Below are 23,261 nucleotides of genomic sequence, written 5' to 3' on the forward strand. Positions count from 1 at the left end.
GTTTGCCGAACATAGTAGATCTGCTTGACTGACAGTTCAGGGGCCAATCAAGACATTTCAAAGTGCTGCCGCACACGTTCTTCCAGTAGTCGGCGTGCATCGCTTTCAGTGCTGTTTTCCAGGCGTTTGTAGATATCCAGTGCCATCGGGCGGAACACCGCCATGACCGCCGGATCGAAATGGCTGCCAGTATCCCTCTCAAGAATCGCCATGGTTTCATCAAACCCCAAAGGTTCCTTGTAGGGGCGTTTTGAACAGAGGGCGTCGAATACATCGGCAACGGCAAAAATGCGTGCCGAAAGGGGGATATCCTCTCCGGCCAGACCACAAGGGTAGCCGGAGCCATTCCACTTTTCATGATGGGCAGCAACAACCGCGTGGGCGCCATCCAGCCAGCCCATGCCGGTCACAATTTCATCGCCCTGCTCAACATGGGTACGCATCACGGACCATTCCGCTTCATCCAGCTTCCCGGGTTTGAGCAAGATCGCATCGGGAATCCCGATTTTGCCAACATCGTGCAGAAAACTGCCGGCGATCAGGGCCTGCATATTGTTTCCGGACAGGCCCATGCACTCGGCGATGCGTGCGGCGATCCAGGCGACCCGGTAATTGTGGGCGCCTGTATCGGAATCGCGCTTGGCAATGGCACGGCCAAGCGCCTCCATCATGGAAATATGCGAATCGAGCACCTCGCGTGCCTTGCGTTCGTTATCGGCAGAGAGATGCACCACCACAGGATAGAGGGCCGCGCCGCAAAGCAAAGATGCCAGGCAGACCATCAATGCGGCGGTCAAGGACGTGGAAAAGATTTGCTGGTGCTGCCAGGGCGGAACAACCCGCACGCCTTCGAAATAGCCCGTGATCGGCCCATTGGTATCGGTTTCCGATTTGCGCAGAGGAACAAAAACCCGCAAGGCCCAGCGCTCCCCTGAAATTTTCAGGCTTTCATAAGAGGCAGAGGTATAGCCGGGAACGCCATGTTTGGGTAAAGCCGATTCAGCGGCCTCGCCCTCTTTGGTCATTGATTCGGCAAGCTTGCGACCATTGCCGTCATAGATTTCGGCGATGTCAAACATGCCGCCGGCAATGGTTTTGGCGGCAATGGCTGCATGTGCGGCGGCATCCGGGCCGGCCAGGTTGATGGCATCGTAATGGTGAAGCAGGCGGCCGGATTCTTCGATTGCCAGGGAGACGATGCTTTCTTCGGCATTTTCGCGGGCAACAAACCATGAAACCGGGCTGGCCAAAGAAGCCAGAATGACGCTGACGGCGGCAATTCTAATCGCGGTTCGTTTCTGGAAGGCATTCATTGTGGCGCCTGTATCAGGGAGTCTGATTTAGCCTAGTTTATCGATTTATCGATCATCTTCCTAACCCCTTCTTGCGGAGGGGCGTTCACCCACGCAGCCACCAGTCTGGAGCGAATTTCGCGTTTTCCCTATATCTGACAGCGCCATGACGTCAATACGGTGCCATATTGAAACAAATGGCCAGCAGGAGAGCGCGATGACTGAACTGCAACAGGGAATGGGGCTCGCTTTCAGGTTCGATCCGGAGACAAAGGGTTTGATCGCCAGCCTTGAGCCCAATTCGCAAGCGGCGCCGATCGATGAACCCTGGCTAAAGGCAAAGCTTGACGAGCTGGGCTGGGGCGCGTTGCGCTGGTTGCCGGCGGCGGCAGCCGAGTTATTGGCCAAGTACCAACAGGGGACGCGGGTCGTCGCGTTGCGCTTGGCAGAGGCGGTCGATGCCAGCATGAGTATTGCGCTCACACCAGACGGATTGGAGGCTCGCCTCGACATCGTACCGGCCCAGGGGGGCGTGGCTATCAGTCAGGACATGGTTCTGGAAGCGTTGTCGGCCAAGGGGGTGACGGAGGGGATCTTGCCTGATGCCATCAACGAAGCCGTTGCTGCCGGCGAGGCCCACGGCGTGACGATTGCGCGCGGCATTCCGCCGGTGGACGGTTCCGATGCCTGGCTGGAATGCCTGTTGCCGACCGCGCGCAGCCGGGTGCCGAAGGTGGACGAGTTCGACCATACCGATTACCGCGATCTCGGCGATATTTTGGTGGTTCATGCCGGCGATTCGTTGATGTTGCGCCATCCGGCAACCGAGGGCGTCCCCGGAGTCACGCTTCAGGGAGAGCCGGTTGCCCCCAAGGTTGGCAAGGATGTCCGGTTTGCGGCGAATCTGGCCGGTGCCGCCATATCGCCGGACAACCCCGATCTGCTGGTTGCGACGACGAGCGGACAGCCCATCCAGGTTCACGATGGCATGGTGGTTGAACCCGTGTTCACCATTGAATCCGTGAACGCAGCCAGCGGCAACATCCGTTACGACGGAAGCGTGGTGATAAAAGGGGATGTCCATGCCGGCATGACGGTTCATGCCAGCGGCGATATCGAGGTTGGCGGGGTGGTCGAACCGGCCACGCTGGAAGCCGGGGGCAACATCGTCATCAAGGGCGGCGTCATGGGCGGGCTGGGGCACAATGACGGCCATTACCTGCGCTGCGGCGGGACGTTCAACGCGAGCTATGCCTCGCAAGCAAGAATCGAAGCGGGCGACAGCATCTTTATCGACGACTCGGCGATCCAGTGCGAGCTTTCAGCGGTCAATTGCATCCATGTAGGCAACAAGAAGAGCGGGCATATCATCGGGGGCCGGGCGCAAGCCACGTTCTCGATTGTTGCCAAGGTCATCGGCTCGCCAAAACGCGTGGTCACGCGTTTTGAAATTGGCGTCAACCCGGTCATGCACAAGCATTTGCACGAGATCGTGAAACACCGCGAGGAAAGGGAAACCCAGTTGTTTGAACTCAGCAAGGTGCTCGATTTTGCCCGGAAAAACCCGGCCAAAGTACGCCCGGAAATGGTTGAGAAAGCGCGCAAGGCCGCATCCGCGCTGACCGCGGAAATTACCGGGATACGCGAAGAGCAGACGGCGCTGGAACAGAAAATCGAACTATCCCAACAGTCCCGGGTGGTGGCGGAACAGGCCCTGTTTGAAGGCGTGGAAGTTTTTCTGGGCGGCCAGCATTACCAGGTTTCCGGAGAGCATCGCGCTGTGGCCATCGGGATGGGCAAGGACGGGCTTGGTTTGCTGTCGCTGGCGGATGTTGCCGAGGGTACGACTTGAGAATGTCCGTTGCAGGTCAGCGGTGGAGTGACCAAATCTCCGCCGCTTACTGGGTTGCTGGCTTCTCGGCTGGCGCGGTTGAACCGGCCGGGCAGTCAGGAAGTTTGTCGGTTCCGGTTAGCGCTTTCAGTTGTTCCCAACTCGCGGCCGGGCAGCTTTCCGGCTTCCCGGCTGGCATGCACCACGCGCGATAGGTGTTGATCTCCTGAGTGGCCAGACACAGCTTGAAATCCTTGATCCCAAGGTACTTGGGAGGAAGCGCGGCTGAACTGCTGGCCGTTACGGCAGCAAACACGATGAGGGCGGGGAGCAGGTTTTTCAGCATGTTTGGCCTTTGGGTGCGTGGGTTGTTGAACCTGAAAACCTCTGTTGAACCACAGAGGTACAGAGAACACAGAGGAAAAACAAACCGTTATTTATTGTCGTGGCGGTAGTTCCCGCATGCGCTTTTCAGCTTCTTGAAGCAGTTTCTTGTATTGATCCGGGTTTTCCATGAAATCGCTGAAGAGCTGCAATCCGATTTCTGCCTGCTCGGGCCGGGTTGCCAGATCGTAATTGAAAGCCCAGGCGTTTGTTTGGGCAATGTCAGCCAGAATGGCCTTTTTCATGGGGCTGTAACTCGCCTTTGAAACATGCAGGCTGGGCGATAATGCCCCCATGCCCTGGCTGATGGCCATTTGCGCATTGTTGCCGGAAAAATGCTGCAATACTTTCTTTGCCGACTCGATGTTCACAGCGTCTTTGGGGATTATCAACCCGTCGATCGGCCCGAGCGCGACAGGGGGAATTTCCGGATCGATAGTCGGGAAGGGAAAGAACCCGTAATCCTTGTCTTCCTCCCAGCCTACCTTGATCGAGCTGAAGTAGCCGGTTATCCAGGTGCCCATCAGTGTCATGGCCGCCTGGCCGTTGCGCACCATCAGCCCTGCGCCACTGTCGAATTCGAGTTTCCCTGCGTCTTGATTGAACATGCCGGTTTTGACAAGGCCGTGCCAGCGTTCAAATGCATGCATGACCTGCGGGTCGGTCCACGACGCTTTCCCGGCCATGAGTTTTTCACGGTATTCCACTGGGGCAGTGCGCAGCAGTAGATAGTCAAACCAGAATTGCGCCGGCCATTTGGCTCGTGAACCCAGCGCGACAGGTGTAATGCCGGCAGCTTTGAGTTTTTCCCCCAGAACGAGAAATTCATTCCATGTTTTTGGCGGTGCCAGATGGTGGTCGGCGAAGATTTTTTTGTTGTAGAAAAAGCCGACATAGTGCTGAGTCACCGGCAGCAGATAGATGCGACCGTTGTAGGTGCAGGCCGACCGCACCATTGAGGCGCCGAACAGCCGGTTCATCTCGGCCGGCGGCAGGGCATCGTCGATCGGCGCCAGCTTGTCGACGAGGGATTGCACTCGTGCGCCGGCCCAGTAGCTGTAAATGTCCGCAGGGGTTCCCTGCCGGATATCCCTGCGGATGTTGGTTTTGAAGGACTCATGGTCCTCCGGGCTGATTCTGAGGTTCAAACCGGCGTTGGCACGGTTGAAGTCCGTGGAGATGGCATGCATCGTGCCGGCGAACGGGCCGGAAAAGGAGAAGTAATGCCGCAGCGAAATTTCCCGCTTCTCGGCCGGAGCCTCTACTTTGCTTTTCTGACAACCGGAACAAACCAGTGCTGCAGCAAAAAGCGCGATCAAACAGGGTCTTGCGAAAATTCTGCTCATGATGGAGCTGCCCTTGGAGGGATTTTGCAGTGAAACTGCAAGCGGTATAGGTAGCAAAATGCAATTTTATTGTGAATGGCTTGGTTGCACAAATCAGGCACGGTTGTGATTCGCCCGATCAACGTCATGCGCGTGCGCCATACGTGGTGGACAAGGGGGGTAACCTCGCTGTTATTGCAGGGGCTGTGGGAGCGGATGCAATCCGCGAAGAGGGATTTATGCGCCTGCGGCGCGGTGTTTTTGAATGCGGGTTTCCGCCCCGCTTGCGGGAAAGGGGAATTGTCTCGCCAATTCCCCTTTCATCCCCAAGGCGACCCCATCGCCCGCCCTCCGGGTTCCCTGCGCTTCTTGATTGCCACGGCGGCTGCGGAACTTGGCCTGCGGCCTCAAACAGTCCTCGCCGAAACCCCTGCGCCAATCTGCGATGCTCGGCGGGCTCAAGGGGATGAAAGTCGTCTGCCATGGTGGCAGAGCGGAATTGCGTAGCCTGGATTAGCCGTAAAACGGCGTAATCCGGGTCGCCGCAGGCGATGTTGGATGCTTGAGGCGAAGAGACGTTGCGGGGTTTGTGCATCCGGCGCAGTTCGCGGGGATGGTAGGGGCGAATAGCGCAGCGTATTCGCCCGATCAACGTCATGCGTGCGATTACGCTTCGCTAATCGCACCTGCGCTTGCTTAAATATTTGGTAAATTAAAGTGTTTTGCATTTTGTATCGAATTTTGCACGAAATTCTGATACGCCTTCCTTGGTTATGGGTCTTGGAATACTGCTTTGAAGCTCAAAAAATTTTTCATGTACTAAGTTTGGAATATTTTTTTCTGAGCCTATGTTTTCAATAATTAGACGGTGTTTGAAGTAAACTTTTCCGGCTTCTTTTTCTGAATAGTCGTGGACGAAATCTGGCGAAAGCAATGAGAGTGTCAAATAATATCCGGCGCAAGTTAGGTGCTTTCCAAATAAATCTTCATTTGCTGCTGAACTCGCATGTGTGGAATGCATTAAAATAGCTGCGGCAAACACCCTGTAAATATACTTTCTCATAAATTTCTATTCCTGTTCAAGGAAGTTGAAAAAATTATTTTATGGTGATGATTTGATTGTCCTGTTTGTGGTGTGGATTTTCAAGTTGCGAGCAAAACAAGGGGTCGGCTACGTTTTGCACAGATTGTCAGCTTGACCTTAGCCAATCCACCCCATCCCACCCAAAACCTCACACCAACTCTCCAAACAATACCCCCCACAATCCCCGCGCCGCCTCCAGCTCCCCCGCCAGTGGCGCAAGGCGTTCTGCATCCAGGGTGCCATCGTTGAGGCGGCTGATATGTTGCAGGTGGCGCAGTTCGCGGTAGGCGTTGCGCGATTTTTCCGCGAGGTCGGCGGGGATCAGGCCGCGCTGGGCGGCGGTGGCGAGTAGCGCAATGGTGCCGGTGTTGGCGGTGAGCTCCGGGTATTCGCCGGAGTGGGCGAGGATCAGGTATTGCACGATGAATTCGATATCGACCAGCCCGCCGTGGCAATGTTTGACGTCGGTTTCCTTGGCCGGGTGGGTTTCGAGCATGCGCTGGCGCATGGAGACGACTTCTGCGCGCAGTTTTGCAGTGTCGCGTGGCTGGCGCAGGATGCTCTGGCGGATGGCTTCGAATTTGCGGCCGATCTCTTCGTTGCCGGCGCAAAAACGCGCGCGCGTCAGGGCCTGGTGTTCCCAGGCCCAGGCCGATTTGCGCTGGTACTGCTCAAAGGCTTCCAGGCTGGAGACCAACAGGCCCGAGGCGCCGTTGGGGCGCAGCCGCAGGTCGATGTCGTAGAGCATGCCGGTCGAGGTGTGCGTGGTCAGCCAGGTGGAGATGCGCCGCGTGAGGCGGGCATAGATTTCGCCGGCATCGGGGTGATCGTCTTCGTAGAGGAACACCAGATCGAGGTCGGAGGCGTAACCGAGCTCCTTGCCGCCGAGCTTGCCGTAGCCGATGGCGGCGTAGAGCGGGGTTTCGCGGTGGCGACCGGGGATTTCCGGCCAGAGTTGTTCGATGACGACCTGCAGGATCAGGTCGGCGAGCAGCGAGATCTGGTCGGAGAGCTTTTCCACGGTCCAGAGCCCTGCGATGTCCTGCACGGCAAGGCGGAAAATCTGGCTGTGCTGGAATATGCGCAGCACATCCATGCGCGCCTCGGTGTCGCCGGCGTGTTCGGCGAGCTCGCGGCGCAGGCGGGCGGCGAGCGCGGGCCAGTCCGGGAGTTGTTCCAGCAGGCGCGGGTCGAGCAGCTCGTCGAGCAGGATCGGGTGGCGCGTGAGATAACCGGAAACCCAACTGCTGGCGCTGTAGATTTCGCCGAGTCTTTCCAGCGTTTTCGGGTGTTCTGCGAGCAGCGCGAGGTAGGATTCGCGCCGGCCGATGGCTTCGATCAGGTCGAGCAGGCGCGCGAACGTGGCGTCCGGGGCGGGCAGCGCGGCGGCGGTGTGCAGGAGGTGCGGCAGCAGCGAATCGAGCCGCTGGCGGCAGCGTTCGGACATCTGCAGGTAGCGCGTGCTGTTCTTCAGCGCCTGGATGCGGCGGCGGGCTTCCCTAGGGTCGGCCAGCCCCTGCGCGGCGAGCTGCTGCAAACCTTCGTCGTCGTCGCCGTCGAGCCAGGCGCCGGCGGGGCTGGGAGCGGGAGCTTCGCGCGAGGTGTCGAAAATCTGTTCGAAATGACGGGTGACGATGGCGCGGTGCGCATCGAGCGCGGCGAGGAACTGCGGCCAGTCGGCAAAGTCCATGCTGACGGCGATGCGCGCGCGGTCGTCTTCATTGGTGGGCAGCATCTGCGTCTGGGCATCGTCCAGATACATGATGCGGTGTTCCAGGTTGCGCAGGAACACGTAGGCGGCGTCGAGTTCGGCGGCGGCCTGGTGCGGCAGCGAGCCCTGGTCGACGAGCTCGGCGAGGATGGTGCGGGTGTTGCGCTGGCGCAGTGCGCGCACGCGCCCGCCGCGGATGAGCTGGAAAACCTGGCAGATGAATTCGACTTCGCGGATGCCGCCCGGTCCGAGTTTGATGTTGTCGGCGCGGTCGCGGCGGATGACTTCGCGGCGGATCTGCGCATGCAGCTCGCGCATCGACTGGAACGCGCCGTAGTCGAGGTATTTGCGGTAGACGAAAGGCGTGATGAGTTCCATCAGGCCCTTTTCGTCGCCGGTCATGGCCCGGCCTTTGATCCAGGCGTAGCGTTCCCATTCGCGGCCTTGGGTCAGGAGGTAGTTTTCCAGCGCGGCGAAACTGCAGACCAGCGGGCCGGAATCGCCGAACGGGCGCAGGCGCATGTCAACGCGGAACACGAAGCCTTCTTCGGTCGGGTCGTCAATCATCTGGATCAGCCGGCGGCCGATGCGGGTGAAGTAGTCGTGGTTCTCGATCTTCTGCGGGCCGCTGGTTTCGCCGGTTTCCGGATAGACGAAGATGAGGTCGATGTCCGATGAAACGTTCAATTCGTAACCGCCGAGCTTGCCCATGCCGACCACGATCAACTCCTGTACGGTTTGGCTGTCTTCGCCGATGGGCTGACCGTAGCGGGTTTCGGACTGGATGATCTGCTTGAGGGCCGTGGCGGTGGCTACATCGGCCAATTCACTGACCGTGCGGCCGGCTTCGTCGAATGTGCAGCGACCGGTCAGCTCGCGCGCGATGAGGCGCGCCATCACGGCCTGGCGCAGGCGGCGCAGGTGAACCTTGAATTCTTCGTCGCTGCAAGCTGCGGTGGGCAGGCGTGCGAGCATTTCGTCCTTGAGGAAGGGCGTTTCGATCTGCGTGGCGGTTTCTTCGGCCAATTCCGGGTGGCGGGTGAAGAGGCGCTCAAGGTAACGGCTGTGAGCGAGCGCGGGGGCAAGCAGTCGGGCGGTATCGGGCGTGAGTTCTGTCATGGAAGATGTCTGTTTGCGGGTACAATATGAGTTTAGCCTAGCCTGATGCGGTCTTGGTGCCGCGAACTGTCGATGAAGCCTGTTTTTCTGCAACGTATTGCCGGATGGATGCCGCTGGTTCGGCAGCATGTCTGGCGCTTGCTGAAATGGCACAGCCGCCTGCTGCTGCGGATTGCGCTGGGCATCGCCTTGCTATTGGCCGGCATTGCGGCAGCCTGGCAGTTCTGGCTGATCCCGCGGCTGGAAAACTACCGCCCGGCCTTGATCGCCGAATTGACGCGCGCGGCCGGAATGCCGGTGCAGGTGGGGACGATTCGCGGGGGCTGGGAAGGTTTCAGGCCGGAATTATCGCTGGGCGAGATCAGCGTGCTCGATCCCGCTGGCGTGCCGGCCCTGCGTCTGGCGCGGCTGGAGGGCGCGCTGTCGTGGTGGGCGCTGCCGATGGGGCGTTTGCATTTCAGCCGCATTGAACTGGTTCAGCCCGATCTGACGCTGACCCGTCTGCAGGACGGGCGCTGGCGCGTTGCGGGCGTGGTGCTGGAGCAGAAGGAAGGCGATTCCGGTTTCATCAACTGGTTGCTGGATCAGGGCGGGCTGTCGCTGCAAAAGGGCAGGCTCGTGGTGATCGACGAACGTACGCCCGGCTCCCCGCTCGAACTCAGGGATCTTGATCTGCAGGCCGGCAATTTTCTCAGTCGGCGCAAGATCAGCTTCGGTTTTACGCCGCCAGCCGAAATCGGCGATCGTGTCAGCGGCGAGGGTATGCTCTCCGGTAGCGACATCAACCGGCTCAAGGAGTGGTCCGGGCAGGTGCGCTTCAACCTCTCGCGCGTCGATCTGGCGCGTCTGGATGCGCGCATCAATGCGCTCGTGCCCCGCGATTCCGCGAAGTGGCCGCGCATGGAATCCGGCACCGGCCGCCTTTCGCTGAAATTCGTTTTTGATTCCGCCGTGCTGGAAAAGCTCGATGCCGATCTGGGCGTGGAGAAATTCCGTTTCGTGCGCGGCAAGCTGCGGTTCGATCTGCCGTTCTTCGATGCCGGCGTGCACTGGCAGATGGACAAGAAGCGCGAACAGTTGACCGTCGATGCACGGCGAATCGACGGCGCAGCCGGTCCGCTGGCCAGTAATGGCCGTTTCGAATACAAGCTGCAAGACGACGAACGCGAATTTCTGCTGCGCAATTTCACCCTGCAGGGCTTGTCGGGCTATGCCGCCTGGCTGCCGGACGCATGGGCGCGCAAGCTCGCCGGCAACAAGCTCGCCGGCGATGTCGGCACGCTGCGCTATGCCTGGAAGGGCGACTGGATGCAGCCGGAGCGCTGGCGCGGCGAATTCAAGCTCGCCAATCTCGATATCGTCGTTCCGGAAGTGCTGCCCAAGCTTGGCAGGCTCGATCTGTCCGGCAAGTTCGACCAGAAGGGCGGTTCCGCTTCGGCGTCGAGCAAGGCGCTGGAGTTTTCCTGGCCGAAGCAGTTCATCGAGCCGCTGTCGTTCAGCGATTTTCAGGCCGGCGTGAGCTGGAAACACAGCAAGGAAAAAGGTTGGGAAGTCGATGTCCAACGGCTCGCGCTTTCGAATGCCGATGCCGCCGTGTCGGTTACGGCCAAATGGCAGTATGCCGGGGAGAAGCTGGGTACCATCGACCTGAACGGCAGCATCGAGCGCGCCGTGGCATCGCGTGTCTACGCCTACCTGCCGCGCGCAGTCGACGACAAGACGCTGGCCTGGCTCAAGAACGCCCTGCGCGCCGGCAATGCTTTCAACGGCAAGGCCACGTTGCAGGGCGATCTCGCGCAATTTCCGTTCGCTGACGGCAAGTCGGGCAAATTCCTGATCACGGCCGATGCGCGCAACGTCACGCTCGATTACGGCAAGGGCTGGCCGGCGCTGACCGGTATCGACGGCGACATGCGCTTCGAAGGCCAGAGCATGACGATCCGCGCGCAACGCGCCAACACCAGCGGCGCGCATCTCAAGGATGTCGTGACCCGGATTCCCGATCTCACCAATAACCAGCACGTACTCGTCGAAGGCAAGGCCGAAGGCGCGACCTCCGCTTTCCTGCGTTTCGTGCACGACAGCCCGGTGCGTCAGGCCACCCACGATTTTCTCGAAGGCGCCAAGGCCGAGGGCAATGGCCAGCTCGACTTGAATCTCGATATTCCGATCAGCAAGCCCGACGATGCCAAGGTCAAGGGGCAGTTCCGCTTCGCCAACAACAAGCTCGATCTGGGGCGCGGGATTCCGCCGTTGACGCAAGCCGGCGCGCATGTCGATTTCAGCGAATCCGGGCTGAAAATCAGCGATGCCGGCGGACGGGCGCTGGGCGGTAGTGTGAAGCTTGCGGGTGCGAACGACAGCAACGGCCAGCTCAAGCTGTCGATCAACGGCGATGCGCGCCTGCAGGATCTGGCAAGGCAGTTCAAGCTGCCTCAGGCGAAGCGCCATGCCGGTGCGCTGAGCTACCAGGGCGATCTGGGCGTGCGCCGCGACCGCTACGAGCTGGTGCTGCAAAGCTCGCTGGCCGGCGCGCGCTTCGATTTTCCTGCACCGCTCGGCAAGCCGGCCAATGAAACGCGCCCGTTGCGCGTGAAACTGAACGGCGATTCGCAACGCCAGGCGCTGGAGTTTTCCTACGGCAGCCAGTTGCAGGGCACGCTGGCGAGCCTGGGAGACAAACCCTATGCCGGTGTGATCAATATCGGTACGGCGCAACCGGCGGGGCTCATGCCGGGCAAGGGCATCCTGTTGACGGGTAGGTTGCCGGAAACCAATCTCGATGCCTGGAGCGATCTGCTCGAAGGCGAGGGCGGTACGGACACGGCAGCCATCAGCGGTGTCGACTTGCGCTTTGACCGGCTGGGTGTCAAGGGCAAGCAGTTGAACGAAGTCCGCATCAAGGCGGCTCCGTCGGCGCAGGGCTGGGCCGTGCAGCTTGCCAGCAAGGAGGCATCCGGGCAGATTAACTGGCGCGGCGGTAGCCAGGCACGCGTGACTGCAAGGATGGAGCGCCTGGCCCTGCCTTTTGCGGATCAGGACGATGCGGATGCCGTGGTGGTGACGCCGCTGGAGCAAGGAAAGCCGGCAGCCAAGACCAGCACGAAACCCCATCTCGATCTCGTCGTGGAGAATTTCCGCTACAAGGAATCGAACCTCGGGCAGTTGATCGTTGAGGCTGCGCCGCTGGGCGACGGCTGGCAACTCAACAAGGTAAGCCTTGCCAATCCGGACGGGCGTTTTACCATGACTGGGCAGTGGCTGGGCAGCGGGACGAACGAACGCACCATGGCGCGCATGAACCTGTCGAGTGAAAACACCGGCAAGCTGCTGGCGCGGCTGGGCTATCCGGATGCGCTCAAGCGTGCGCCGACCGAGATCACAGCCGAGGGCAGCTGGTACGGTTCGCCTTTCTCGCCCGACTACAAGACGATACAGGGCAAGCTGCACCTGGACGTGAAAGCCGGTCAGTTTGCCAAGATTGAGCCGGGAGCAGGACGCCTGCTTTCGGTGATCAGCCTGCAATCGCTGACGCGCCGGGTGAAGCTGGATTTTAGCGACGTGTTCTCCGAAGGCATGGCCTTCGACACGATCAGTGGCGATGCCGTGATCAACCGTGGCATTGCGCGTACCGACAATCTGGCCATCGACGGACCGAGTGCCAAGGTGCGCTTCAAGGGCGAAACCGACCTCGCAGCTGGCACGCAGAACCTGCGGGTGCGCGTGACGCCGCTGGTGGGCAACGCTGCGGCGCTGGCGGTGGGCGTGGTCAACCCGATTGCCGGGGCAGCCGCCTTCGTGGTGCAGCAGGTGTTGAAAGACCCGCTCGGGCAACTGATTTCCTATGAATACGACATTACGGGCGAATGGGCCAATCCCAAGGTCACCAAGGTGAAACGATGAGCTGCAGCACTTTTCGATCCGTTACCGTTGCGGCGGTGCAGATGGTTTCCTCGCCGGACGTGCGCCGCAATCTGGCCACGGCCGAGCGGCTGGTACGCGAAGCCGCCGAACGCGGTGCTGAACTGGTGTTGTTACCCGAATACTTCCCGCTGATAGGCGCAAGCGATGCCGACCGGCTTGCCGCAGCAGAAAATTTTGGCAGCGGGACAATCCAGGATTTTCTGGCCCGGCTGGCTGCCGAAAACCGCATCTGGCTTGCGGGCGGAACGATTCCGCTCACATCCGCGCAGCCAGGCAAGGTGCGCAACAGCTTGCTTGTCTACGACCCGCAGGGCCATCATGTGGCGCGTTACGACAAGATTCACCTCTTCGGTTTCGATAGCGGCACCGAGCGCTATTGCGAAGCCGACCATATCGAAGCCGGCGATACGCCCGTGACCTTCGATACCCCGTTCGGCCGCGTGGCCGTCGGTGTTTGTTACGACCTGCGCTTTCCGGAACTTTTCCGCCAGTTGGACGCAGTGGATATCCTGCTGCTGCCTGCGGCATTCACCGCGACCACGGGCCGCGCGCACTGGGACGTGCTGCTGCGCGCCCGTGCCATCGAAAACCAGTGCTTCGTGCTGGCGAGCGGCCAGGGTGGGGTGCATGAAAACGGACGCGAAACCCACGGCCATAGCATGGTTGTCGATCCTTGGGGGCAGGTGCTCGATTGCTTGCCGACCGGGGAGGGCGTCGTGCTCGCAGAACTCAAGGCCAGCCAACTGAACCGGGTCAGGGAAACCCTGCCCGCCCTCAAACACAGAGTCTTCAAATAATGAGCCACCACATTCAAGAAGCCAGCGCGCTGCTGCTGGCCCCGTTCGGGCTGGACGATGCACGTCTGGACCAGGTATTCGCCGGCATGTTCAACCACAACCTCGACTATGCCGATCTCTACTTCCAGTATTCGCGCAGCGAGGCATGGAGCCTCGACGAAGGCATCGTCAAATCCGGCAGCTTCAACATCGACCAGGGCGTCGGCGTGCGCGCGATCAGCGGGGAGAAGACCGCCTTTGCCTATTCCGACGAGATCAGCATGGATGCGCTGCTGCAGGCCGCTACCGCAACGCGGGCGATTGGCCGTCAGGGCGGGCAGGGCGTGGCGCCGCTGTTGCGCCAGATTCAGGGCCATGATCTCTATCGCCCTTGCGATCCGCTGGCGAGTCTCGGCGAGTCGGCCAAGGTGGCATTGCTGGAGAAAATCGAAAAAATCGCCCGCGGGCTTGATTCGCGTGTGACGCAGGTCATGGCAAGCCTCGCGAGCGAATACGAAGTCATCTATGTGGCGCGGCACGATGGCCGCCGCGCGGCCGACATTCGCCCGCTGGCGCGTCTGTCGATCCAGGTGATTGTCGAGGAAAACGGCAAGCGCGAGCAGGGCAGTGCCGGCGGCGGCGGGCGCTTCGACTATGCCTTCTTCAATGAATCGGTACTGCACGATTACGCCAAAAAGGCCGTCGATCAGGCCGTGCTCAACCTCAATGCACGCCCTGCACCGGCCGGCGAGATGACCGTCGTGCTCGGCAACGGTTGGCCCGGCATTCTGTTGCACGAAGCCATCGGCCACGGCTTGGAAGGCGACTTCAACCGCAAGGGCGCATCGGCGTTTTCCGGCATGATCGGCGAGCGCATCGGCGCGCCCGGCGTGAACGTGGTCGATGACGGCACGCTGCCGGACCGGCGCGGCTCAATCAACATCGACGACGAAGGCGAACCCGGCCAGCGCACCGTGCTGATCGAAAACGGCATCCTCAAGGGCTACCTGCAGGACAGCCTCAACGCCCGCCTCATGGGCATGGCCCCGACCGGAAACGGCCGCCGCGAAAGCTACGCCCACCTGCCGCTGCCGCGCATGACCAATACCCTGATGCTAGCGGGTGACAAGTCGCCTGAAGAAATCATCGCCTCGATCGACCGGGGCCTCTATGCCGTGAACTTCGGCGGCGGGCAGGTTGACATCACCAGCGGAAAATTCGTGTTCTCGGCCGCCGAAGCGTGGTGGGTGGAGGGCGGCAAGCTGCAATATCCGGTCAAGGGCGCCACGCTGATCGGCAACGGCCCGGACGTGCTCAAGCAGGTCGGCATGATCGGCAACGATCTGGCGCTCGACCCCGGTGTCGGCACCTGCGGCAAGGAAGGCCAGAGCGTGCCGGTCGGCGTCGGCCAGCCGACGTTGCGGATTGATGGTGGGTTGACAGTGGGTGGAACGGCCTAAAAACCTGTTCACGCTCTTGCTGCGAAGCCGTGATCGGGGTTCATGTGCTGCTCGGAATCCTCATTTATCCGCATAAACTCCGGTTCCTGCGCTGCGCTTCACCCCGCTGACGGCTTCTCGCGACAGATCGTGAACAGGTTCTTAGAACCTGTCCCGATCTCTTGAACAGGAAGCCAGAAAAGCCAAGTGGATGAACTGCAAGCTGGTGTTCAACTTGCGTGTGCAGTTTTTCCACAATCGCCAGTTCTTATCCTGCCAGGCGAAACTGCGCTCGACGATCCAGCGCTGGGGCATAACCTTGAAGCAGTCCAACTCACTGCGCTTGGCAATCCGCACACTGACCTGTTCGCCCAAGATGCCCTGAACGCCCTGTGCAAATGGCTTGCCCGTATAACCACCGTTAGCCAGCAAGCTGACAACCCGGCGGCCGGCAAGAAAAACACCTCTGCCGAGTAAATCAAAATCCCGCAAAAATCAGTCCGGATTCTGCGAAATCCTGTGTCGGGATTCCCTGCAGATTACTCCGGATTGCGGAGTGGTCTGTCGGGCGTTTGTCTACTGCGGGCCGTAGGCTGCCATAAATACGGCAACGGCACGATCCACGATCTCACCGATTTTTTCCGGGCTGGTATCGCAAGGAATCTGGAATAAAAAACTGTCGAGGAGTTCGGCTTCGAGCAAACCCCGCAAATGCAGGGTTGCGGCGGCTGGGTCGCTTTGACGCAGTTTCCCCTTTTTCATTGCCGCTAGCAGAAACTCCGAAGTCTCCCTCAGACTGTGCTGCGGTCCCCGCTCATAACAGAGTTTCCCCAGTTCGGAGCCAAAGCTGGAGCTCATGAGCCGACGCGCCGCCTGGATTTCGGGTGAATAGATCAGCGTCAGAAAGCCCCGGCCGAAATTGCGCAGGGCCTCGGAAATATCTTCCGTCGTGGGGTCGAGCACCCGATGAATGGCGTGGAATTCAGCCTCGCTCGACTGGAACATGATTTCGAAAAACAGCTTCTCCTTTGAGGGGAAGTAGTTGTAGATCGTTGCCTTGGAGCCGCCCACCCGCTGGCAAATCTCCGTCATCGACGCCCGCTCGAACCCCACCTCGCGAAAGACCTGTGCCGCCACGTCCATGATGGCCTGGCGTTTTGTTTCGCTCTTCGATCTCATGTCGACCTCCTAAAACTAAACCGATTGGTACAGTTTAACTTGACATGCTAAAAAGTCAAAAATAAACTGTACCGAACAGTTCAGTTATGGAGGCTGTACGATCATGAATTTACGAACCGACATCGCCCTGCCGGGCCGACTGCAGGTCGTTGCGCTTGTTCTTGCGCTGACCGGTTGTGCCCAATACCCCTCGCTTGGGCAGTTGCCTCTAATGAAGGACATCAACAGCTACAAGGCGGAAAAGTCTTTCAATGCGGCGTCCGTGCAATGGCCGGTCGAGCGCTGGTGGCAGGTGTACGGCGACAAGCAGCTCGATTCCTTGATCGATGAGGCGCTGCAAGGCTCGCCGAACCTGGCTGCCGCCAGTGCGCGCCTGCGCCGTGCCGAAGCGGTCGGCCAGATCACGGGGGCCGCGTTGTTGCCGCAGTTGAGCGCCAACGGCTCGGCAACCGAACAGAAGCAGAGCTACAACCACCTTACGCCGCGTGCCATGCTGCCCGACGGCTGGACCGACTACGGCCGGGCAACGCTCGACTTCAGTTGGGAAATCGATTTCTGGGGCAAGAACCGGGCCGCGCTGGCTGCCGCGACTTCCGAGCTTGAGGCAAGCCGTGCCGAGATGGCGCAGGCGCGCTTGGCGTTGACGGCTGCGGTGGCAACGAACTACACCGAGCTGGCTCGTTTGTTCGCGGCACGGGATACCGCAGCGCGCTCCGTGGAAGTGCGCAGCAAGACTGCGGCCCTGTTCGCCGAACGCTTCGCCAATGGCCTCGAAACCAGAGGCAGCCTGCGCGAGGCCGAGGCCCGCCGGGCCGGTGCTGAAGGCGAATTGCTGCTGGTCGACGAGCAGATTGGTTTGCAACGGAATCGTTTGGCGGCTCTGTTGGGGGCTGGCCCGGATCGCGGATTGACCATCGAGCGGCCGACCATGAATCTCCAGCGCCAGATCGGTTTGCCCAAAGAGCTGGCGGTCAACCTGCTGGGCCGCCGTCCCGACGTGGTGGCTGCCCGGTTGCGGGCAGAAGCCCAGTTGAAGCGCATCGACCAGAAAAAGGCCGAGTTTTACCCCAACGTCAACCTTGCCGGCTTCATCGGCTGGCAATCGCTGGGGCTGGATATGCTGACCAAGAGCGGATCGTTTGCCGGCAGCATCGGCCCGGCGATTTCGCTGCCGATCTTCACCGGCGGGCGGCTGCGGGGCGAATTGCGCGGCACGGCCGCGGCCTACGACGAAGCAGTGGCCAACTACAACGGCACCGTGACCCAGGCGCTGCAAGACGTGGCCGATACCGCACTGAGCCAGAAGGCGCTGGCCGGGCGGCTTGCCAAAGGCGAGGAAGCCGTTGCTGCCGCGACCGAGGCGCACCGGGTGGCGCGCAACCGCTATGAAGGCGGACTGTCCAGTTACCTCGAAGTGCTCTCGGCCGAGGATGTTCTGCTGAACAGCCTGCGCAGCCTGACCGATCTCCAGTCGCGCTCTTTCTCGCTCGATGTCGCATTGATCCGCGCCCTGGGCGGCGGATATCGCGAAGCGCGTGAAGCCAATAATTAAGTTAGAAAAAGGATTCCTGTCATGTCTGAAAATATCACCACGATTCCCGACAATACCGGCAACGAACTGCGCCGGAAGAAAATGCTGATCGGTCTGGCAGGCGTAGTGGGTGTGACCGCACTCGCTTCCGCCGCCTATTGGTTCCTGTACGGTTCGCACTTCGTTTCAACCGACAACGCTTACGCCGCCGTCGAAATTGCCCAGGTCACGCCTTCGGTCGGCGGAACGATCAGCGAGGTGCGGGTGACGGATACGCAAACGGTGAAGAAGGGCGACGTACTCGTCGTGATCGATCCGACGGATGCCAAGCTCGCGCTCGCCCAGGCCGAAGCCGATCTCGGCCGCGCCATTCGCCGGGTCAAGGGCTATGTCGCGACCGACAGCGGTCTTGCCGCACAGATCGCCGCGCGCCAGGCCGACGAACAGCGCGCGCAAGCCCAGCAATCCGCGGCCGAAGCCGATTTCGAGCGGGCAAAAATCGACCTGCAGCGCCGCGAGGCCCTGGCCAAATCCGGCTCGGTTTCCGGCGATGAATTGACCCGCGCGCAAAACGCTTTTGCTGCCGCCCAAGCCAACCTCGCCGCTGCCCGTGCCGCTGCTGCCCAGGCCCGCGCCAACCGCAATGCCGCGGCGGGCAGCAAGGAAGCCAACGCCGTGCTCATTGCCAATACCACGGAAGAAACGAACCCGGAAGTCGCCCTGGCGCGTGCGCGCCGCGACCAGGCCGCGGTCGATCTGGAGCGCACCGTCATCCGTGCGCCGGTTGATGGCATCGTGGCCAAGCGTCAGGTTCAGCTCGGCCAGCGCGTGCAGGCCGGCACGCCCTTGCTGACCGTCGTTCCGGTGCAGGAGATGCACGTCGACGCCAACTTCAAGGAAGTGCAGCTTGAGAATGTCCGACCGGGCCAGCCTGTAACACTCAAGGCCGACATCTACGGTGGTTCGGTAACCTACCACGGCACCGTGGAAGGCTTCTCTGCCGGCTCCGGGGCCGCGTTTTCCGCCATTCCTGCGCAGAACGCCACCGGCAACTGGATCAAGGTCGTCCAGCGCCTGCCGATCCGCATCAAGCTTGATCCTGCCGAGCTTCAGGCCAAACCGCTCAAGGTCGGTCTGTCGATGACGGCGAAGATTGATACGCGCAGCAAAAACTGAGTGAGGCGCACATGAGCCAAACGACCAATCCGGGACAGGGCGATGCGCCGCTGACGGGCGGCATGCTCTGGGCGGCAGCGATCATCCTCGCAGCGGCCAACTTCATCGCCGTGCTGGACATGACTATTGCCAACGTCTCGGTGCCCAATATCGCCGGGGGGCTGGGCGCGACGACCAGCCAGGGCACCTGGGTAATCACCTCCTACGCCGTGGCCGAGGCGATCACCGTTCCGCTGACCGGTTGGCTCGCGGCGCGTTTCGGCGCCGTGCGCGTGTTCGTCGTCGCCATGGCGCTCTTCGGTGCATTCTCGGCGCTGTGCGGGTTTGCCAATTCGCTCGGCATGCTGGTCTTCGCCCGTATCTGCCAGGGCTTTGCCGGTGGCCCGTTGATGCCGTTGTCGCAAACACTGCTGCTGCGCATCTTCCCGAAAGAAAAGGCCGCAGCTGCCATCGGGCTCTGGTCGATGACCACGCTGGTTGCTCCGGTACTGGGGCCGATCCTTGGCGGCTACTTGTGCGACGAATACAGTTGGCCGTGGATTTTCTACATCAACCTGCCGATTGCCTTTGCCTGTGCATTCATTGCCTGGAAGATGCTCAAGCGCTACGAACAGCCGCTGCAGAAAAGCCCGATCGACCGGATCGGCCTGGTGCTGCTGATTATCTGGGTGGGGGCGTTGCAACTGCTGCTTGACGAAGGCAAGAACCTGGACTGGTTTTCGTCGCCCGAAATCGTCGCACTGGCCATCGTGGCTGTGGTCGGCTTTATCGCCTTCCTGATCTGGGAGCTGCACGAGGCGCACCCGGTGGTGGATCTGCGCGTATTCCGCCATCGCGGCTTTTCGGCCAGTGTGCTGACCATCAGCCTTGCGTTCGCGGCCTTTTTCGGCGCCAACGTCCTCACGCCGCAATGGTTGCAGAGTTTCATGGGCTATACCGCCACCTCCGCGGGCATGGCGACGGCATGGACCGGCGTCTTTGCCGTGTTCGTTGCGCCGATTGCCGCCACGCTGTCGCATCGGGTCGATCCGCGCAAGCTGGTGTTCGGCGGCGTGATCTGGCTCGGACTCGTCACGCTCTTTCGCACCATTGCCACGACCGACATGGATTACTGGAGCGTATCGGTCCCCTTGATGTTGATGGGGCTCGGCCTGCCGTTCTTTTTCATCCCGCTGACCGGCCTGGCCATGGCCAGCGTGGACGAGCATGAAATGGCTTCCGCCGCAGGGTTGATGAATTTCCTGCGCACGCTTTCGGGGGCCTGCGCAACTTCGCTGATTACAACACTGTGGGATGACCAGATCACGTACCACCATGCGGAGCTTGTCGGGTTAAGCGATAGCGATCAGAGCGTGCGTACGCTGCTGGAAAACTCGGGCATGACCGCCGATGCCGTATTGCAATCGATCGACCGGTTGATTACCGGCCAGAGCGTCATGCTGGCCACCAACCAGATCATGGCGTGGGTTGGTGTCGCTTTTATCGTGGCGGCGATGGCCATCTGGCTCGCGCCCAAACCGCAGCGGGTGGTCGATGCCTCGGCCAGCGGGCATTGAGCGTCTTGCGCTTTGCCGCAAACAGGTTTTTAAAACAGGACTCACCATGTTCAAACATCTTCTCGTTCCGACCGATGGCTCGGAATCCTCACTGGCCGCAGTCCGGCGCGCCGTCTCGTTCGCGAAGGAAGCTGGCGCACGCATCACCTTCCTGCATGCCGAGCACGAATTCCCGGCTGTTTATCTGGGGGAGGGCGCCATCATCGACGAGAGCGCGCCTACCCGCTTCCACGAACTGGCCGATAGCCAGGCCCATGAAATCCTGGACGAAGCGAAAGCCATTGCACGGGAAGGCGATGTCGTGTGTACCACGCTCGTGATGGTCTGCGACTCGGCCTATGACGCGGTCATCGAAGCGGCCGACAAGACCGGCTGCGACCTGATTTTCATGGCCTTGCACGGGCGGCACGGCATCGGGGAGATGCTGCTCGGCAGCGATACCGAAAAGTTGCTGAGACGCGCCAGGGTGCCCGTGCTCATTCATCGGTGATGGAGGCGAGAAGCGGCCCGGCTGGACTCCGTCCTGCGCCGGGGTGTCGAAGTTCAACAAAATCTGGTTGAATCAATAGCCCCGATGCCCAGGAAAAACCATGCTGAAAGCCATCCCCCCGCTTTTGCGAGACCGTAGCGCGACGAGCCGTGTGGCGGCGCTGTCTGTCGTAATGGTGCTTCTTTCCGGCTGCGCTTCGACCCTGGCGCCTCACAATCAGCCGACAGGTACCATTCCCGCTGACCGTGGCTACCATTCGGGCATTGCAAAGCCGTCCCCCAGCCCTGAAAGCGTGCTTGTCGGCCTGAGCTTTTCCGGTGGAGGGACGCGCGCAGCGGCGCTGGCCTATGGCGTCATGGAGGAATTGGCGAAAACCAAAACTACCGTGAACGGCAAAAGCGTGCGTGCACTGGATCTGGTCGAGCACATTTCGGCGGTTTCCGGAGGCAGCTACCCGGCCGCGTACTACGGGCTGTTCGGAGACCGGCTGTTCGAGGATTTCGAGGCGAAATTCCTCAAGCGCGACATACAGGGCGAGATCGCCGATGCTGTCATGTCGCCGACCAATCTTGTTCGCATGACGTCGCCCTATTTCGGGCGCTCGGATGTGACGGCGGAGTTTCTTGATCAGGCCCTGTTCGAAGGGAAAACCTTTGCCGACATGGAACACGCGGTGCGAGTACAGGGGCGGCCGTTTGTCGTCATCAACGCGACGGACATCGCCCGAACGAGCCGCTTTGAATTCACGCAAGACCTGTTTGACCTGTTGTGTTCCGACTTGGGCAGCTACAAGGTATCCAGGGCTGTTGCCGCTTCCAGCGCCGTGCCGGTCGTGTTCAGCCCGATCACGCTCCGGAATTACGCCAGCCAATGCAAGACCGGGATCGAAAAAAAACCGCCGGCCGACATGGCCAAGCGCGACGTTGCCATTCGCCGTCGCGCCCTGTTGGCGGACATACAGGCCTATCGGGATGAAAAACAGCGCAAGTATATCCATCTGCTCGATGGCGGGCTGGCGGACAATCTGGGGCTGCGCTTCATGCTGGACAAGCTTACGCTGGATAGTGCCACTGAGTTGTCCGACCGCTATGGCCGGCCCCGTTTGCGTCGCATTGTGCAAATTGTCGTGAATGCCCAGGTACGACCGGTTTTCCCGGAATTGGATCATAAGGCCGAAGTGCCCACGCTGCGTGCCATTACCTTCTCCATTGCCAATACCGTTGACCGTTTCAGCGTCGAAACGCTGGCTTATGCCCGCAGCAGCATGGAAGAGGCGGCGAAGGCGCTGACGGAAAAACAGCGTGAACAAGGCGATTCGACCGGTGATGACGTGCAGGTAACGTTGATCGAGATCGCCTTCGATAACCTTGAGGACCGCGCCGAGCGCGAATATTTCAATGCGCTTGAGACCAGTTTCAACCTGCCGCCAGAGGCCGTGGACAAACTGCGGGAAGTGGGCGCGCGCTTGCTGCGCCAGTCACCGGAATATCAGAAACTGCTGAGCGAGCTGCCCCATTTGCGCTGATAAAATGCCGGACTTTCTCCTTGCTGTTTTTTCTCTACGGGGGTCGTAGCGACGGCAACATGTTCGCCATGTTTTTTCTGTTTCTTGGCGGTGTTGCCATGGTGTGTTCGCCAGCAGTCGCGTGCACGTAGTTACGCCGGCGACTAACTGCCGGTACCCTTGGGCCGGCTTTTCCCTCCTTCGCAGAAACAGGATGCGGAAAGCGGCTATTCCCCCGTCTTCAACCGATATCCCACGCCTGTCTCGGTCAGGATGTATTTGGGCAGCGCCGGGGTGTCTTCGAGTTTGTGACGCAAGTGTCCCATGTACATCCGCACGTACTGGCTGCTTTCCGAGTGCGAGGGGCCCCAGACTTCGCGCAGCAGTTCGCGGTGGGTCATGACTTTGCCGGCATGGCGGATCAGCGTGGAGAGCAGACGGTATTCGATGGGCGTGAGGTGGACGGCTTCGCCGGCTTTTTCGACGAGGCGGTTGACCAGATCGACCTTGATGGCGCCGAACTGGAAAACCTGCTGGCTGGCGGCGCTGCCGGACTGACGGCGCAGCAGTACGCGGATGCGCGCCAGGCATTCGGCGACGCCGAAAGGCTTGGTCAGGTAATCGTCCGCGCCGTTGTCGAGCGCATTCACTTTTTCCGTTTCCTGGCTGCGCGCCGAGAGCACGAGAATCGGCAGGTTGCTCCATTCGCGTATCCGGCGGATGACTTCGATGCCGTCCATGTCCGGTAGTCCGAGGTCAAGGATCACGAGATCGGGGCGGCGGGTGGCGGTTTCGATCAGCCCGCGCTTGCCGTTTTCCGCCTCAAAGACCTGCATGCCGGCGTCTTCCAGCGATTTGGCGAGGAAGTGGCGGATCGGCTTTTCGTCTTCGATGACGACGAGGGTGATGGGGGCTTCGTTCATTCTGAAAACCTTGGTTG

General features: G+C 60.6%; 16 protein-coding genes and 1 pseudogene. 9 read left to right on the plus strand and 8 right to left on the minus strand.

The genetic code is table 11. The features are described from left to right. Positions 1-47: 47 nt before the first annotated feature. Positions 48-1,313: an HD-GYP domain-containing protein gene (locus tag BMZ36_RS00120; RefSeq protein WP_091189413.1), complete on the minus strand. Its 1,266-nt coding sequence runs from the start codon at positions 1,311-1,313 to the stop codon at positions 48-50. A gap of 196 nt (positions 1,314-1,509) precedes the next feature. Between BMZ36_RS00120 and BMZ36_RS00125 the strand changes: the two genes are divergently transcribed. After that, the gene (locus BMZ36_RS00125) at positions 1,510-3,144 is read left to right on the plus strand and encodes a flagellar assembly protein A (RefSeq protein WP_091189416.1); all 1,635 of its coding nucleotides are present in this window, start codon (positions 1,510-1,512) and stop codon (positions 3,142-3,144) included. A 46-nt stretch (positions 3,145-3,190) separates the two neighbouring features. On the opposite strand, the gene BMZ36_RS00130 is transcribed toward BMZ36_RS00125, so the two are convergent. The 4 genes from BMZ36_RS00130 to glnE all read right to left on the minus strand — a co-directional run bounded on the left by BMZ36_RS00130 (position 3,191) and on the right by glnE (position 8,746). Then, the gene (locus BMZ36_RS00130) at positions 3,191-3,469 is read right to left on the minus strand and encodes a hypothetical protein (protein WP_091189419.1); all 279 of its coding nucleotides are present in this window, start codon (positions 3,467-3,469) and stop codon (positions 3,191-3,193) included. 91 nt (positions 3,470-3,560) lie between these two features. After that, the gene (locus tag BMZ36_RS00135) at positions 3,561-4,853 is read right to left on the minus strand and encodes an ABC transporter substrate-binding protein (protein ID WP_091189421.1); all 1,293 of its coding nucleotides are present in this window, start codon (positions 4,851-4,853) and stop codon (positions 3,561-3,563) included. Between the two features lie 691 nt (positions 4,854-5,544). Then, on the minus strand, positions 5,545-5,895 hold the full coding sequence (locus BMZ36_RS14225) for a hypothetical protein (RefSeq protein ID WP_143085927.1): 351 nt from the start codon (positions 5,893-5,895) through the stop codon (positions 5,545-5,547). Between the two features lie 169 nt (positions 5,896-6,064). Next, complete coding sequence (glnE, locus tag BMZ36_RS00145; RefSeq protein WP_091189427.1) at positions 6,065-8,746, minus strand: bifunctional [glutamate--ammonia ligase]-adenylyl-L-tyrosine phosphorylase/[glutamate--ammonia-ligase] adenylyltransferase; 2,682 nt, start codon at positions 8,744-8,746, stop codon at positions 6,065-6,067. Between the two features lie 72 nt (positions 8,747-8,818). Between glnE and BMZ36_RS00150 the strand changes: the two genes are divergently transcribed. Genes BMZ36_RS00150 through tldD form a run of 3 tightly spaced genes read left to right on the plus strand, consistent with a single transcriptional unit; the run spans position 8,819 to position 14,906 of the window. Next, on the plus strand, positions 8,819-12,649 hold the full coding sequence (locus BMZ36_RS00150; RefSeq protein WP_177187707.1) for a YhdP family protein: 3,831 nt from the start codon (positions 8,819-8,821) through the stop codon (positions 12,647-12,649). After that, complete coding sequence (locus BMZ36_RS00155; RefSeq protein WP_218142584.1) at positions 12,613-13,467, plus strand: carbon-nitrogen hydrolase family protein; 855 nt, start codon at positions 12,613-12,615, stop codon at positions 13,465-13,467. The genes BMZ36_RS00150 and BMZ36_RS00155 overlap by 37 nt, the downstream gene beginning before the upstream one ends. Further along, positions 13,467-14,906 (plus strand): metalloprotease TldD, encoded by a 1,440-nt coding sequence (gene tldD, locus BMZ36_RS00160; protein WP_091189432.1) that lies wholly within the window; start codon positions 13,467-13,469, stop codon positions 14,904-14,906. Before BMZ36_RS00155 ends, tldD begins: the two co-directional genes overlap by 1 nt. A gap of 141 nt (positions 14,907-15,047) precedes the next feature. Here tldD and BMZ36_RS00165 read toward each other — a convergent pair. Then, positions 15,048-15,329, minus strand: a pseudogene (locus BMZ36_RS00165) (transposase); the annotation flags it as partial. A 132-nt stretch (positions 15,330-15,461) separates the two neighbouring features. Further along, positions 15,462-16,064, minus strand: coding sequence for a TetR/AcrR family transcriptional regulator (locus BMZ36_RS00170; protein WP_091189433.1), 603 nt, complete (start codon positions 16,062-16,064; stop codon positions 15,462-15,464). Between the two features lie 103 nt (positions 16,065-16,167). On the opposite strand from BMZ36_RS00170, the gene BMZ36_RS00175 reads away from it, so the two are divergent. The 5 genes from BMZ36_RS00175 to BMZ36_RS00195 all read left to right on the plus strand — a co-directional run bounded on the left by BMZ36_RS00175 (position 16,168) and on the right by BMZ36_RS00195 (position 22,342). Further along, positions 16,168-17,616: an efflux transporter outer membrane subunit gene (locus tag BMZ36_RS00175; protein ID WP_091189437.1), complete on the plus strand. Its 1,449-nt coding sequence runs from the start codon at positions 16,168-16,170 to the stop codon at positions 17,614-17,616. Positions 17,617-17,637: 21 nt separating this feature from the next. After that, on the plus strand, positions 17,638-18,771 hold the full coding sequence (locus tag BMZ36_RS00180; protein WP_091189440.1) for an HlyD family secretion protein: 1,134 nt from the start codon (positions 17,638-17,640) through the stop codon (positions 18,769-18,771). A gap of 11 nt (positions 18,772-18,782) precedes the next feature. Further along, positions 18,783-20,327 (plus strand): DHA2 family efflux MFS transporter permease subunit, encoded by a 1,545-nt coding sequence (locus BMZ36_RS00185; RefSeq protein WP_218142585.1) that lies wholly within the window; start codon positions 18,783-18,785, stop codon positions 20,325-20,327. Positions 20,328-20,373: 46 nt separating this feature from the next. Next, on the plus strand, positions 20,374-20,817 hold the full coding sequence (locus tag BMZ36_RS00190; RefSeq protein ID WP_091189444.1) for a universal stress protein: 444 nt from the start codon (positions 20,374-20,376) through the stop codon (positions 20,815-20,817). A 100-nt stretch (positions 20,818-20,917) separates the two neighbouring features. Continuing rightward, positions 20,918-22,342: a patatin-like phospholipase family protein gene (locus BMZ36_RS00195; protein WP_091189446.1), complete on the plus strand. Its 1,425-nt coding sequence runs from the start codon at positions 20,918-20,920 to the stop codon at positions 22,340-22,342. Between the two features lie 206 nt (positions 22,343-22,548). On the opposite strand, the gene BMZ36_RS00200 is transcribed toward BMZ36_RS00195, so the two are convergent. After that, complete coding sequence (locus tag BMZ36_RS00200; RefSeq protein WP_091189448.1) at positions 22,549-23,244, minus strand: response regulator; 696 nt, start codon at positions 23,242-23,244, stop codon at positions 22,549-22,551. Between the last annotated feature and the right edge of the window lie 17 nt (positions 23,245-23,261).

This window comes from Formivibrio citricus, assembly GCF_900115065.1.
Classification (GTDB): Bacteria; Pseudomonadota; Gammaproteobacteria; order Burkholderiales; family Chitinibacteraceae; genus Formivibrio; species Formivibrio citricus.